14 protein-coding genes are annotated in these 13,992 nt (G+C 52.9%); all 14 read right to left on the bottom strand.

Features of this window, described 5'->3' with window-relative positions; translation table 11 throughout:
• Nucleotides 1-72 precede the first annotated feature (72 nt).
• The 14 genes from TALK_RS03705 to TALK_RS22060 all read right to left on the bottom strand — a co-directional run bounded on the left by TALK_RS03705 (nt 73) and on the right by TALK_RS22060 (nt 13,869).
• Nucleotides 73-768 carry an ABC transporter ATP-binding protein gene (locus TALK_RS03705; RefSeq protein ID WP_085616009.1) on the bottom strand — a complete coding sequence of 232 codons (696 nt, stop codon included), beginning with the start codon at nt 766-768 and terminating at the stop codon, nt 73-75.
• Nucleotides 768-1,535 (bottom strand): ABC transporter ATP-binding protein, encoded by a 768-nt coding sequence (locus TALK_RS03700; protein ID WP_085616007.1) that lies wholly within the window; start codon nt 1,533-1,535, stop codon nt 768-770. The genes TALK_RS03705 and TALK_RS03700 overlap by 1 nt, the downstream gene beginning before the upstream one ends.
• Entirely contained in the window at nt 1,532-2,827 is a 1,296-nt protein-coding gene (locus TALK_RS03695) for a branched-chain amino acid ABC transporter permease (RefSeq protein ID WP_085616005.1), read from the bottom strand. Before TALK_RS03695 ends, TALK_RS03700 begins: the two co-directional genes overlap by 4 nt.
• A complete protein-coding gene (locus TALK_RS03690; protein WP_085616003.1) occupies nt 2,824-3,774 on the bottom strand; it encodes a branched-chain amino acid ABC transporter permease in 951 nt (316 codons plus the stop codon). The genes TALK_RS03695 and TALK_RS03690 overlap by 4 nt, the downstream gene beginning before the upstream one ends.
• A gap of 95 nt (nt 3,775-3,869) precedes the next feature.
• Nucleotides 3,870-5,117 (bottom strand): branched-chain amino acid ABC transporter substrate-binding protein, encoded by a 1,248-nt coding sequence (locus TALK_RS03685; RefSeq protein WP_085616001.1) that lies wholly within the window; start codon nt 5,115-5,117, stop codon nt 3,870-3,872.
• 136 nt (nt 5,118-5,253) lie between these two features.
• On the bottom strand, nt 5,254-6,147 hold the full coding sequence (locus tag TALK_RS03680) for an SDR family NAD(P)-dependent oxidoreductase (RefSeq protein ID WP_085615999.1): 894 nt from the start codon (nt 6,145-6,147) through the stop codon (nt 5,254-5,256).
• A 172-nt stretch (nt 6,148-6,319) separates the two neighbouring features.
• Nucleotides 6,320-7,024: a TetR/AcrR family transcriptional regulator gene (locus tag TALK_RS03675; protein ID WP_211274768.1), complete on the bottom strand. Its 705-nt coding sequence runs from the start codon at nt 7,022-7,024 to the stop codon at nt 6,320-6,322.
• 377 nt (nt 7,025-7,401) lie between these two features.
• Nucleotides 7,402-8,589, bottom strand: coding sequence for an acetyl-CoA C-acyltransferase (locus tag TALK_RS03670; protein ID WP_085615997.1), 1,188 nt, complete (start codon nt 8,587-8,589; stop codon nt 7,402-7,404).
• Between the two features lie 80 nt (nt 8,590-8,669).
• A complete protein-coding gene (locus TALK_RS03665; RefSeq protein WP_085615995.1) occupies nt 8,670-10,259 on the bottom strand; it encodes an AMP-binding protein in 1,590 nt (529 codons plus the stop codon).
• 14 nt (nt 10,260-10,273) lie between these two features.
• Entirely contained in the window at nt 10,274-10,471 is a 198-nt protein-coding gene (locus TALK_RS03660) for a hypothetical protein (RefSeq protein ID WP_139833708.1), read from the bottom strand.
• Between the two features lie 426 nt (nt 10,472-10,897).
• A complete protein-coding gene (locus TALK_RS03655; RefSeq protein ID WP_169714933.1) occupies nt 10,898-11,593 on the bottom strand; it encodes a Crp/Fnr family transcriptional regulator in 696 nt (231 codons plus the stop codon).
• The gene (locus tag TALK_RS03650; RefSeq protein WP_169714932.1) at nt 11,571-12,311 is read right to left on the bottom strand and encodes a Crp/Fnr family transcriptional regulator; all 741 of its coding nucleotides are present in this window, start codon (nt 12,309-12,311) and stop codon (nt 11,571-11,573) included. The genes TALK_RS03655 and TALK_RS03650 overlap by 23 nt, the downstream gene beginning before the upstream one ends.
• 105 nt (nt 12,312-12,416) lie before the next feature.
• Nucleotides 12,417-13,085, bottom strand: coding sequence for a Crp/Fnr family transcriptional regulator (locus tag TALK_RS03645; protein WP_169714931.1), 669 nt, complete (start codon nt 13,083-13,085; stop codon nt 12,417-12,419).
• Nucleotides 13,072-13,869, bottom strand: coding sequence for a hypothetical protein (locus TALK_RS22060; protein ID WP_169714930.1), 798 nt, complete (start codon nt 13,867-13,869; stop codon nt 13,072-13,074). The genes TALK_RS03645 and TALK_RS22060 overlap by 14 nt, the downstream gene beginning before the upstream one ends.
• Between the last annotated feature and the right edge of the window lie 123 nt (nt 13,870-13,992).

The raw sequence follows: 13,992 nt of genomic DNA, 5'->3' as shown, positions 1-13,992 counted from the left end.
GGAAACCATTGGGTTTCCGGCCTTTTGATATATTTATATCTGCCCGCAGAATGAACTGGCTAATGGCAGGCCCTAGACCTCAAGCCATTCGCGCCGGACATCTGTATTCGCCATCAATTCATCAGGGGTTCCTTCAAAGACCATCTGGCCGTGCCCCATCACGTAAACACGATGCGAAATACGCATCGCAATCGCCAGACGCTGTTCGACCAGAAGGATGGAAATACCGCGCCGGGCGACTTCCTGCAGAAGTTCACCGATACGTTCAACCATCTGTGGTGCCAAACCTTCGGTTGGTTCATCAATCATGATCAGATCAGGATTGCCCATCAGCGTGCGGCAAATGGTCAACATCTGTTGTTCACCGCCCGAAAGCGCACCGCCCGGGGCATTGGCGCGTTCAAGAAGTTGCGGAAACAACCGCCAGGTTTCATCCAGGCTCCAGCGGGCGTCCTTTTGACCGGACTTGATGCCCAGCAACAAGTTTTGTTCGACCGTCAACATCGGAAAGATGGCACGTTCTTCGGGAACGTAGCCGATACCAAGGCGGGCAATATCATGCGGTTTGCGACCCGCAATCGGCTTTTGCCTGAATTCGATATCGCCGCGCGGGGATGGGTTCCCCATAATTGCCTTTAGGGTGGTTGACCGACCAACACCATTCCGCCCGAGAATGCTGACAATTTCATTATTGCCAACCCGCATATTGACGCCCTGAAGGATGTGGCTTTTGCCGTAATAGGCATGAAGATCGCGTACGTCCAACATCAAACCACCTCCGTTCCAAGATATGCCTGCTGTACGGCAGGATTGGCCTTGATACGTTCTGGCGTATCCGATGCAATCACCTCGCCATAGACCAGCACCGAAATGCGATCAGCCAGATCAAAGACCACGCTCATATCGTGTTCGATCATCAACAGCGTCCGGTTTTCGCTAACCTGGCGGATCAGACCGACCATATGTTCGGTTTCGCCGTGGCTCATTCCGGCCATCGGTTCATCAAGCAAAATCGTGTCGGCATTGCTGGCAATCGCAAGGCCGATTTCAAGCGCCCGCTGTTCCGCATAGGCAAGCACCCCGGCAGGCATGTTCCAGCGGTCAAGCATATTGATCTCGGTCAGGATTTGTTCGGTGCGTTCACGCGCATCGGTCAAACTTTCGACATTGCGCCAGAACGAATATTTGTACCCCATCGCCCACAGGGTGGCGCAGCGAACATTTTCCCAAACACTGAGCTGGGGGAAAATATTGGTCACCTGAAAACTGCGCGACAACCCGCGACGCGCGATCAGTTCGGGTTGCAAACCGGTGATATCATCACCATGCAATTTAACCGTACCGCCACTTGGCCGGTAATGGCCGCTAATCAGATGAAAAAGTGTGGATTTACCGGCCCCGTTCGGACCAATCACCGCATGGCGTTCCCCCGATGGGATATCAAGATCAATGCCACGAATGATTTTCATCGGGCCAAAGCTTTTTTCCAAACCGGAAAGTTCAAGCGCCGGCACGGAATTTGGTGACACTGTCATGGCATTTTCCTCCACGTGACCGCTTCGCTATAGACATGTCCGGCAAGCCGGGCGGCACGCAGAAACAGCCAAACGCCTGCGGCAAACAGAACAACCGCAATAATCCACGGCAATGGCACATTGGCGTTGAACGTAACACCAAAGAATTCCATAGCCGGCCCCGCCGCGGTTTTAACCGAAAGCTGATAGGTCATTTCGATCACCATGCTAAGCCCGGTGATGGCAACCAATCCGGGGGCAAGCGCCAAAGCATAATAGGGAGCAACCCGGTGCAGCTGGCGCGTTTGCAACAATGGCTGTTGCAATGCCAGCAAGCCAGCCAGACCGTTGGGCGCGTACATCACCATGCCAATGAACAGCAACCCAAAGTAAAGCTGCCAGACATCGGTGATGTCACTCAGCATCAGTTGAAGATACGTGACAACAACAGCCCCAATGATTGGTCCGGCAAAATTACCAATGCCGCCGATATAGGTCATCAAAATGACGGCACCGGATTCACCGACACCCATCTGGGCCGAGTTCATGATTTCAAAATTAATAGCTGCAAGCCCGCCGCCAATGCCCGCGAACAGACCTGACAAGCTAAAAGCCATGAAACGTACGGTCTGCGTGTTGTAGCCAATAAAGCGCACGCGTTCGGCGTTATCACGAACCGCATTGCAAATACGCCCGAATGGCGTACATGTCAGCGCATACATCGCTGTTGCTGATATCAAACACCAGACGGCAATCAGGTAATAGACCTGAATTTGCGGGCCAAAGCTTAGACCAAACAGGTGGATCATATCGGTACGATCCACGGTAATGCCTTCTTCGCCGCCAAAGAAATGCCGCAGGATCAGCGCGCTTGACGATACCAGTTCGGCAATACCCAGCGTGATCATGGCAAACGCCGTTCCAGAACGGCGTGTCGATACCGCACCAAAAATCACACCAAAGACAAGGCCGGTAAAACCGCCAATGATCGGAAACAGAAATAGTGGTAACGGACTGTCGGTGCCAACCACAGCATTCATAGCCCAAGCGGTCAAAAAGCCACCCAACCCAAAGAAAACGGCATGGCCAAAGGACAACAACCCGGTCTGCCCCAACAGCATGTTATAGGACAGGGCAAAGATGATCATCGTGCCCATCATACACATGGTGGACAGCGCCAAACCCGAGCTAAAGACATAGGGCAAACCGGCCAGCACAATGGCCACAACAATCCAGATGCCATAGCGCGCAAGGAAACTGCTGCGACGGCCCGAAGGCAGCGCAGGAATTCGGGTATCGATTTTCTGGTTCATCGGTTACTCGTCCCCATCAAGCCGCGCGGTCTAAAGATCAGGATCAGCACCAAAAGCATATAGGGCATGATTGGCGCGATCTGTGCGACCGTCACGTTCCACAGGTCGTTGAAATACAGAGCAAATTCGCCCGTCAGCGGGGAACTGCCAAACACATCGGCCAAAGACACGTTGAAGGCAACGGCATAGGTCTGCACAAGGCCAATCAGAAGCGATGCAACAAATGCCCCCCCCAACGAGCCAAGACCACCCACGACGACGACAACAAAAAGGATCGGCCCCAAAAGACCGGCCATATTCGATTGCGTGACCAGCACCGGCCCGGCAATGACACCCGCCACTGCCGCCAAAGCTACCCCCACCCCGAAAACCAGCATGAAGATGCGGTCAACGTTATGGCCCAGCATGCCAACCATATCCGGATGGGAAAGGGCTGCCTGAACGATCAGCCCAATGCGCGTGCGCCGTATCACTAACAACAGGGCCAAAAAGATGACCACAGACACCAAAAGCGCGAACATCTTGAAGGCTGGGTAAGTGGTGGCGAAAACCGTAAAGGCCGAAAAATCAAGTGAGGCTGGTACCCGGTAATCAACCGGCAGCTTGCCCCATACCATTTCGACAATTTCCTGAATGACAAAGGTAAGGCCAAAGGTGAAAAGCAATTCGGCGACATGACCATGACGATGGACGTTACGCAATCCGTAACGCTCGACAATCATGCCGATACTTGCGACCAAAAGCGGAGCAAACACCAACCCGGACCAAAAGCCAAAATGCTGGCTGATCTCAAATCCGAAAAAGGCACCCAGCATGTAAAAACTGGCATGTGCCAGATTAAGAACCCCCATCATACTGAAGATGACGGTCAGTCCACTGGCCATAAGAAACAGCAGCATCCCGTAAAGGATGCCGTTGATAGTTGAAATAAACAGGATTTCAAACACGATCGCGTCTCCCCGCTTCTGCGCGTCGTAAAGGGGCCGTTTCCGACCAAGAGATGGCGGCGTCCGGATGTACCCGAACGCCGCGTTACCAATCGTCAGCTAGGACGCTTCATCTCGCAAGTGGTTGGGATGACGGTATCCTTGGCGGAAATTTCACCCACCTTGGTCCAACCCCATCCGGTATGCTCCTCGTCAAACGACTGATCGTTGGCGAGTGGCCCGAATGCCGAGATATAAAGCGGCTGGAACAACTGATGGTCATCCTTGCGCATGAAGCTTTCACCACCAGCCGAGAAGCTGGCATAGTCCATGCTTTCAAGCTTGGGAATGAAAACTGCGGGATCTTGCGAACCAGCAGCTTCGATTGCCATGAACAACATTGTCATTGCGTTGAAGATACGCGGGAACAACACAGGTGCGTCTTTATAAACCGCACCATATTCGCGTGCTGTATTTTCCGCAGGGGCATAGCCAAGGTTGCTGATGCCTTCGTTAATCTGGAAGACGCGACCATCCATGTTGGCCTGTTTGATCGCGGTCGGACCACCGGCCGCACCGGCGTAATAAGTATACCAATTGACATCCAGACCCGACTGGCCCGCAGCCTTGATCAACAGGGAAAAGTCCTGCCCCCAGTTACCCGTAATCACCGTATCAGCACCTGAGGCCTTGATCTTGGCGATATAGGGCGAAAAGTCGGTGATTTTGACCAAAGGATGGAATTCGTTGCCAACGATCTCGATATCGGGCCGTTTTTCTTTCAGCATGCTGACAGCGGATTCAGCAACAGCATGGCCGAACGAATAATCCTGATCGATCAGATAGACTTTTTTGATTTCTTCGCGCTGCTTGATAAAGTTGGTCAAGGCTTCCATTTTGACATTGGTATTGGCGTCAAAACTGAAATGCCAATAACTACAACTCTCATTGGTCATCGCCGGATCAATGGCAGCGTAATTCAGATAAACGATATGCGCATCCGGATTACGTCGATTGTATTTCTCAACAAAGCCTTCGATAGCGGCCCCAACCGATGAACCATTGCCCTGAACAATGATGCGGACACCTTCGTCGATGGCTTTTTGCACCTGTACCAGGCTGGTCTGCGGGTTGATCTGGTTATCATAACCGATGACTTCGATCTGTTCACCATTGATACCGCCCTTCTTATTTACGGCATCAGCGATGAAGTTCATCTGGTTCAGACCAATCTGCCCAATACTGGCCGCACCACCGGAAAGCGGATCAACATAGCCAATTTTGATTGTATCGGCTGCTGCTGGCACGGCGGATGCGCCGAGCACGGACAGCACGAACACTGTCGAAGTAAACAATTTTCTCATAGTTTCCTCCCTGATTCAGAAGCGGATCATCCGCCTCTTTGATGCAGTTTGTTACTGCCTTTTTATTCAGACCGTTCCGCCTGAATTGACGTCGACCTTTTGTATTCTTTGCCCGGAATCAGGCCGGGCACGTTAACTAACCTTTGGTAAACAAAACCGCCGCATCATCCCCGGCGCCGGCCAATTCACGTTCTGCCTGGGTAAAGCCATAGCCCGGAACAATTTCGCCCTGTCGATCGCTGATCTGATCCCATTGTGCAACCACTTGTTCGGCCGCATCATCACCGCCGCCGACCTGAACCCCGTTCGTCAGGGTCACATTCGCACAGGCAAAATGCCCGGCACCGGCACACATGATAGCGCGCGTCGGGGCACCATCCCCGACCAGAGCCAAAAGCCCCGGGCTGACAAGATCAGGAGAAAGTTTATTCAACGCATCAGGTGCCAGAAGCCCGTCTGTCATCTGTGTCGCGGCGGTGGGTGCAAGGCAATTCACCCGAATTCCATATTTCTCGCCTTCGAGTGCCAAGGTTTGCATCAAACCAACCAAGGCCATTTTCGCAGCACCGTAATTAGCCTGTCCGAAATTCCCGTAAAGACCCGAAGACGACGTCGTCATTACGACCCGACCATGGCCCTGCTGGCGCATAATTTCCCAAACGGCCTTGGTGCAAATCACGGCCCCCATAAGATGCACATCAACGACCAGACGGAAATCCGCAAGATCCATCTTGGCAAAGCTTTTGTCGCGCAGGATACCGGCGTTATTGACCAGAATGTCGATGCGGCCCCATTTTGCCATCGTCTGCGCGACCATGTTGGCGATCTGAGCTTCGTCGGTCACCGATGCGGCAAATGCAATCGCTTCGCCACCATTCGCATTGATTTCATCGGCAACGCGTGCGGCACTTTCCCCGTTCATGTCATTAACGACAACCCGCGCCCCAAGACTGGCCAGCAATTGCGCATGGCATTTGCCCAATCCGCCACCGGCACCTGTGACAATCGCGGTACGATCCCGCAGCTTCATTTTTATATCCTCACTATCACCGTCAACTTATTAACTCACTAGTGAATTAATAACAAAAACGCAAGAGTTTCTTTTGATGCGGTCTAGGTTTCAAACCACATAAACACCCACCGTCGCCAAGACAAAATAATGCCCAAAGCCCCTTGTCAAACGCCCGGATTGATTTGCTGATTTAAGGCGCGGGCGTGGCACTACGATCCTTGCAAACTGCCAAAAATCCCGCTGTCATGAAGGTCGCCATCCGTTCTTTGACGGCAATGAAATCCCCCGACTTGCACAGTCCACCTGAAAGCTTGTCAATACGTCCGGTGCGCGCAAGTGTCAGCATCAGCGCGCCTGTGACAAAATGATATCCCCAAAAGATATCTTCTTCCGCGCTATCGGGAAGAGCCGCTTTTAAAAGATCGATCAGCCGCAGCACGACAGGGTCGAAATGCTTGTCCATCATATCGGCGCCCCATTCGGGCGTGTTAGCCACCTGCGCCCCAAGAGCCGCGTAGTTTTTCCAGCCATCGCCACCTTCGATATACAAATCAAGATCGGTATCAAGGAATGCACGAAGCGCCCCTTCGACCGTTGGCTTTCCTGCGCTGGCGACTTCGTATTCCTTGAGCGCCCTTAACCGTCGCTCGCTTGTGATCACGGCGCGGCGTTCGAATACAGCATCGAACAGCTTTTTCTTGTCATTGAAATAGTAATTGATCAGCGTGTGATGTACGCCAACATGCTTGGCAACATCCTTTAACGTCACCCCGTAAAGACCGTGTCTGGAAAAAAGATATTCAGCGGCATCCAATATCTTCTCAATCATCTCGGCGCGTTGTTCCGCCTTGGTCGAACTTTTGGGCCGGGATTTCTTTTCTACAGACAAACTCAATACCTTTCCAAATTATGATCGGCCGTTGCACCAATCATTGTGCGCAAAAACCTGCACACAGTCTTTAATTCCGTTCTCTAACGATATTCCCGATCCGATGACGCAACGCCATCGATACGCCCATGACCGGCGACAACGGATTATATTTTGATCTTTCCCGCAAAGAATTGCAGGAATTCAAGGCTCTGGGTCGATATCGCCTGTTATCAGCATAACCGGGATGGCCCATGATATCCAAATGATTTGACTGCAGAAAACAAGCCTTTGCCCCGCTTTTGGATCCAGCAGGACAGGACATCACATAACTTTGCAAACCAACAGAAGCACGCAATATTTTGCGTGCTTCCGGATTTTCACAAGCTTCGGTGACGGTCTGGTCAGATATTGACTTCAAACAGCCCGGCAGCCCCCATGCCGCCACCAACACACATGGTGACCACAACATATTTTGCCCCGCGACGTTTGCCTTCGATCAGCGCGTGCCCAACCAGACGCGCGCCTGTCATGCCATAAGGATGACCGATGGAAATCCCGCCACCATTCACATTATAGATTTCAGGATTGATGCCCAGATGATCACGGCAATAAAGGGCCTGAACAGCAAATGCTTCGTTCAATTCCCACAAGCCGATATCATCAACGGTCAAGCCATGCTGTTTAAGCAATTTGGGAATGGCATAAATCGGACCAATCCCCATTTCTTCGGGCGGGCATCCCGCAACCGCCATCCCACGATAGATGCCCAGTGGCGCAAGACCACGGCGTTCGGCCAGTTTGGCATCCATAAGGATACAGGCCGATGCCCCATCAGAAAGCTGGCTTGCATTGCCTGCGGTAATCACACCACCGTCAATAACCGGTTTTAGCGTCGCCAACGCATCAAGTGTGGTTTGCGGTCGATTACCCTCGTCACGATCAAGCGTCACATCGCGGTCCGAAACCACACCGGTTTCCTTGTCACGAACCTTCATCGTGGTGGCAATAGGAACGATTTCATCGGCAAACAGTCCGGCGGCTTGTGCCTTTGCGGTTCGCAACTGGGATTGAAGCGCATATTCATCCTGTGCTTCACGGCTTATGCCGTATTTCCGCGCGACAAACTCGGCAGTTTGCAGCATTGGCATATAAGCATTCGCAGCACTGGCGATTACATTCGGATCGGCGTCTTCCAAACCCCAAGAAAAATAACGGTCCTGCACAGCCGATATGTTGTCTTGCCCCCCGGCAGCAACGATATCCATGCCATCGACCATGATCTGTTTTGCCGCTGTCGCAATCGCCATCAGGCCGGACGCACATTGGCGGTCCATGGTTTGCCCCGCAACAGTTGCCGGAACACCGGCGGCAAAAATCGCATTGCGCGCCAGGTTCATGCCCGCCGTCCCCGCAGCCAGAACCGTACCCAGAACGAAATCATCGATTTCTGCGGCATCAATATCTGCACGCGCGATCGCATGTTTTAGAACATGACCCGCAAGGGTTGGCGATTTGATCGCATTCAGGCTACCGCGATATGCCCGGCCAATACCGGTCCGGGCCGTGCTGACGATGACTGCTTCTTTCATGGTAATCCTCCTGATATTCGGTCCATATGCCACACGATCTGCGGAACAGAATGGGCAAGCCCGCAAGGGCGTCTTATCGCTTATGCCTGGCCGTATTCCGACCTTAGGCGCAACTTGTCGATTTTACCGGTGGATGCCTTTGGCATGCTTGGAACGCGAACCACCACATCGGGAATCCACCAGGACGCCACGCGCCCGCGCAGCGATGCCAAAAGGTCATCGTCGCTGATGGTTTGATGCTTGCGCGTTTCGACCAAAAGTACCGGCCGCTCGCCCCATTTGATATCTGGGCGGCCAATCACGGCTGCCAATGATACCTGTGGAAGTGCTCCGACAATGGCTTCAATCTCGGCCGGATTGATCCATTCACCGCCCGACTTGATCAATTCCTTGGCGCGCCCCGTGATCATCAAATTGCCACGGTCATCAATGCGGGCAAGATCGCCGGTATCGAACCAGCCATTCGCATCCGTGGCCGGTTGCTCATCACCCAGATAGCGTTCCACCACCGAGGCACCACGCACTCGCAGATGCCCCTCGACATTGCGTTGTTCGGGCAATGCATTGCCCCTGGCATCCGTCAGCAAAAAGTCGATCCCGACCGATGGCCGCCCCGACACAGATGCATCCCGTTTCGGGTCAACAGGCGAAGACATCGTGCCCAGCGGCGATAATTCGGTCATGCCCCAACTGGTCTGCACGGCCACGCCCAAACGTCGTTCAATCCGCGCCATCAAGGCGGGGGGCAATGGTGCACCGCCCATCAAAATCCGTTTCAATGTTGGAACGTCACCACCGCAAGATTCAAGATGTTCAACCAAACCAAGCCATACGGTCGGCACACCTGCCGCAACGGTTACGCCTTCGGACGTGATCAGCTTTGCCAAACTTGCGCCATCAGCAAGACGCCCCGGTAAAACCAGTTTTGCCCCGACGGCAGGCGCAGCAAATGGCAACCCCCATGCATTGGCATGAAACATCGGCACCATGGCCAAAACCGTGTCCGCCGACGTAATTCCGATCACATCTGCCTGCAACAGCCGTGATGTATGAAGATACGTCGAGCGATGGGTATAGGTCACCCCCTTGGGCGCCCCGGTAGTGCCGGAGGTAAAGCAAAGCCCGGATGCTGTTGTTTCATCAAACCCGCCCCAGTCGATGTCACTTTGCGCTTTGGAAATCAGGGGCGCCAGCGTATCGACCCTAAGATCGGCCCCGCTTTCTGTCCAATCACCCGCCGAACCATCAATAACCAGAACATGTGCAACCGGTGCCTCGGCGGCGACCTGTTGGGCAAGTGGCGCAAGATCGGCACTGACAATCAAAACATGCGCGTCTGATTGCTTTAATATCTGGGCTGTCTGGGAAACGGTCAGACGCGGGTTAAGTGTATGACACACCGCACCAAGACCCATGATCGCATACCATGCTTCGACATGGGCCTGGCTGTTCCAGGCAAGTGTGGCCACGCGATCCCCCACGATAACACCCAAATCGGCAAGAATCCGCGAAACGCGCTTTGCCCGTGTTTTCAGATCGGCATAGCCAATCCGTTCAATCACGCCATCTGGATGTGCACTTACCACTTCAACATCAGGATGCCATTTGGCCGCGTGGTTAAGGAACTTGTCGAGTGTCAGCGAAAATGGCTGCATGGCACCGTCTATCATTCGAACTCCGATATCTATGGCGGCAAGGCGATCAAGCCATTGCCCGCAATCAAATCCCCGGGGCGCCCTTCGCGCATCTGCGGCAAAACGCGCGACGGCCCAAAACAACAGGCTGTCTGCGCACCAACAGCAATCGCAAAAACAACAAGCGCAGCCCCAAATTTGGCAGCTTGCACAAACCGGTTTTGCACATCCCCAACTGCTGCAGGCATGCCCCATGGTCGGATCGTACGCACGATCAGAAACAGGAAAACAAGCGGTTCCTTCTGCGCGTGCAACGATGCGAACACATGAGGACCGCAGACAGCGCTGACACCATGTCAGCGCCACACCAAAGAGTTTTTTCCGTTGTTCTGACCGCCGCTTTCCGGCCACCCCATGGCGGTATCAATGGCCCACGCCCCGGCCCCTGTCAACATTAACTATCACGTGTGTGAATATAATTGATTGATTTTTTATTCAAGGATACTTGCGATCACATCGCGCCCCTTGGCTCCGCCCATACCCCGCAACCGGTCGTGTGCCAACCGATCATTTGGGACCGGTCCGGTGCAAATTCTCGGCATTTTCAACACAAATTTACCCGCCTGCCAAAAAGGCAAGTCTGCAGGGAAATTACTTTGCGCTTGATCTTTTAACTAGCGTGAAAGTTCGTACAACGCTGCCCGGTCAAGAATTCTAAGCTTTGGCCCCGCTGCAATCGCACCGGTTGCTTCAAGCTTTCGAAGCGAGCGCGAGAAAGTTTCCGGGGTGATACCAATCCGGCTGGCGATCTGGCGTTTTTCCGGGAAATTCGTTTCGTCTTCGCCATCAAGGTTTTCGCCATTTCGTTCTTCAAAGTCGATCAAGAACGAGGCGATCCTCTGGATTGGTTTGGTGTGGCGCAGCTTATAGATTTCTTCAAGGAAGAAACGTTCCCAGCGAATAAGACCGGCAAGCACGTCACCGGCAACATCGGGGGCGCTACGCAAAATTGTTAGATACGCTTCGCGCGGGATTGCCACAATCTCGCAATTTTCCATGACTTCGCATTCGACCGGATATGCCCGGCCCGCCAGGGAAACGGCCTCGGCAAAGGCACCGGGCTGCGTTAGGAAATGCATCACGGTTTCTTCGCCCAACGGCGATATTTTAACAAGGCGCAAATGCCCGGACAGCAAAATATAAAAATGGTCGGCAACGTCACCGGCGCGAAACAAATGTTCACCCTTCGCATGCCACTCCACCCGGCATTTCCCGATCAGATCAGAAAGTCGTGCCGCCCCGAGCGCCGACAGAAAAGGAACCTGTTTTACGATACCGATGTCGGTATCAGATAGCTGCCTTGAGCGCATTTTGGCTTCCTTCCTTGGCATCATTCCCCGAAAGGCCGCACCATTCCGAAAGTGTTTGGGCATCTGCGATCCGGATAATATGGCCGTTGGCATGCTGCGATACGCCAATTTCCGACAGCTTTTTAAGCGCACGTGAAATCGTTTCGCTGGTCATGCCCAATTTCCGGGCCAAAGCCGATTTTTCAATCGTCAGCGGTGTTTCATGCGCACCGTCAATTGGCACGGCATCCGCCAGAAAATAAATCCCCAGACGCTGGGCGGCCGAACGACATTTAAGTTCTTCGGCCTGACGCAGCAACTGACACAAACGTTCTGTCATCGCAGACATCATGGTCAGCGCCCGATCAAAATGAGCCGCCAGAAAATCGGAAAAGGCCGCACCATCAATCGAGATTGCCGTTGTTGCCTCAAGCGTTCGAACCGAAACGGCATAACAACCATCGGGTACAAGCGCGCATTCGCCAACAAGCTGACCATTGCCAAGAAGGTCAATCACACCATCCTTGCCATCCCGGTCCTTAAAGGACAGTTCAACATGGCCATTAACGATCAGATATAGCGCCGAGGCAGGATCATCAGCCGAAATCATCATGGTATCCGTATCGAACCGGACCCATTGACATAATCCAGCCAATTCAAGGATGTCTTCCTGCGGCCAAGTTCGGAAATAATTCGCAAAGCGAAGAACACCCGATATGCGTTCGATATCGTTCATCATGGCATTGTCCATGGTAAAGATGCGGTTTTTACAATTACTGGAATAACTCTAACATAAAACAAGACGATCCAGTTTGTTCCACATCAATAATCTGGTGAAAATCATCTATCGGCTGGCGAATTGGCGCAACCCGTCAATATCAAGGATGCTCATCCTTTGGTCGCGAGCAATAAAGCCGTCATCTTCAAGCTTGCGCAGCGCACGTGAAAATGTTTCCGGCGTCACACCAATACGGTTTGCAATAACGTGCTTGGGAACTAAATCCGATTCTTCGCCTTGCGACAATAAAAAACCCGCCAGACGTTGCGACGGGTTGCGTTGGCGCAAATCGTTCAGTTCCTGATAAAAGAACCGTTCGCGTTCGATCAGTGACTGCATCACCCGGCCGATCAACACCTTGTCTGTCTTAAGACGGTTGATCAGCTGAAATCTGCTGATAGCGACAATCTCGCTTCCGGGATCACATTCGGCCGATACCGGATAATTTTGCCCGGCAAGCACGACAGCCTCGGCAAAGGATTCGCCCGCACTAACCAGATGGAAAAGCGTTACCCGACCATCCCCCAAGATACGGAACAAGCGGACCTGCCCCTTTAGAACAATGAAGAATTGATCTGCGACCTCGCCCTCGCTAAACAACAATTCGCGGCCGTTATGGATCACAACGGCCACCCCATTAACGATGGACTCTATTTCATCAATCGAAAATGCTGACATCACAGCAACCCGGGAAATCAGATCAAAATCCATTTTGGTCAAATTACGCCGTGACATGATCAGCCCCCCATTCAACAGCAGACCGAGGCAAGCCCCCCTCCGCAACGCTGTGCGCATGACAACGATGCAAGTGATCAACCAGCAACGACGACAATTCCTGCCAAGTTCCCACCGGGGCCAATATATTTGCGATTTCATCTGGCCGAACATCAATTCCATCGGGGATATCTTGACGGCAATGAAGGCCGTCACCGGCAAATAGCGGGACAAAAAGAGCCTTTCGGCAATTGGTCAGATCACGCCAGTCAGCAAGCGAGGGTTGGCCATCAAGTTGCACATTGTGGATTTCGTGATGGGTAAGAACCTGCGCGACCGAATTTCGCAATTCGCACATTTCCGGCGACGAACATGTTTCGCGTTTTTGACCATGGGACACCAGAAAGACCGCTGTCTTTTCCCCATCCCCCCGGCTATTGCCCCCAGAAGCAAGCCGGGTGATCACCCTGTTTGCCAGCATATTGACAAAGCCCGGCAAATAACTGGCCGATGGCAACAGCCTGTGCGGCTCCAAACCGGCACGTGACGTCAGGGCGGGCAATTCATCTGACACAATCGAACTTCGTGCAAAAAACAGCGGAAATAACAAGACATCCAAACCCGGTTCTTGCGAGACCGATTGCAACACATTCCCAACAGTCGGGGCATTACGAAGAAATGCAAGACGAATATCAAAGCCCGGTAGCAACCGTTGAAGTTGCGCACAAAACATCCCCCCGGGAACAGAACCCGGATGTTGCGTGCCATGTGCCGCCACCAGCAGAACCGGATATCGAAAGGACATGACGTTTCCCCATTTGGCTCTCTCTGGCCTTATTCTGCGGGATTTTGCCAATGGCGAGTTGACTCCCGTCAAACGTTGAATCGCTCAAAACCACAATATTCATATGGTTATTTGATCATCATC

The sequence above is a fragment of the Thalassospira alkalitolerans genome (assembly GCF_002115745.1).
Classification (GTDB): Bacteria; Pseudomonadota; Alphaproteobacteria; order Rhodospirillales; family Thalassospiraceae; genus Thalassospira; species Thalassospira alkalitolerans.
This window is presented reverse-complemented; position numbering and strand designations above follow the sequence as displayed.